Raw genomic sequence first — 699 nt, forward strand, 5'->3', positions numbered from 1 at the left:
GCCGTCAGCCTCAGGGAGAAGAGCTTCTGGCTGACGGCGTCGTGGAGTTCGTGGGCGAGGCGGGAGCGTTCCTCGGCGATGGTCAGCTCGCGGCTGCGTTCGTAGAGCCGGGCGTTGGTGAGGGCGATCGCGGCGTGCTGGGCGAGGATGCCGAGCAGTTCCTCGTCGTCCTCGGTGAAGCCGCAGGCGCCCTCGGATTTGGGGCAGCTCTTGTTGGCCAGGAACAGGGCGCCGATGACCTCGTCGCCGGCGCGGATGGGCAGGCCGAGGAAGTCGGCCAGTTCGGGGTGGGCGCTGGGCCAGCCCTCGAAGCGGGGGTCCCGGCGCACGTCGGCGAGGCGCTGCGGCGCGGCCTCGCGCAGCATCGCGGCGAGGATGCCGTGCTGGCGCGGAAGGGGGCCGATGGCCTTCCACTGCTCTTCGCTGACGCCGTCGACCACGAACTGGGCGAACCCGCCGTGGTCGTCGGGCACGCCGAGCGCGGCGTACTGCGCGTCGAGCAGTTCGCGGGCGGAGACGACGATCGTCTTGAGGACGTCGCGCACCTCGAGGTGCCTGCTCATGGCCAGCAGCGCGGAACTCACCGCGGCGAGGCCGGACCGGGGGCCGTGGCTCATGTCCTCACGGTACCGGCGGGCGGTGGCGACCGGATCGGGCCTGCGGCGGCCGTGCCCCGGGTCGCGGGTCCTAGGACCCGCG

1 protein-coding gene is annotated in these 699 nt (G+C 73.0%); it reads right to left on the reverse strand.

What is annotated here, in order from left to right; translation table 11 throughout:
* Nucleotides 1-617 (reverse strand): GAF domain-containing protein (locus B7L92_RS20440; protein ID WP_143626357.1); only part of this gene is annotated, 617 nt, incomplete at its 3' end.
* Between the last annotated feature and the right edge of the window lie 82 nt (nucleotides 618-699).

It is taken from the genome of Streptomyces viridosporus, assembly GCF_002078235.1.
Classification (GTDB): Bacteria; Actinomycetota; Actinomycetes; order Streptomycetales; family Streptomycetaceae; genus Streptomyces; species Streptomyces viridosporus.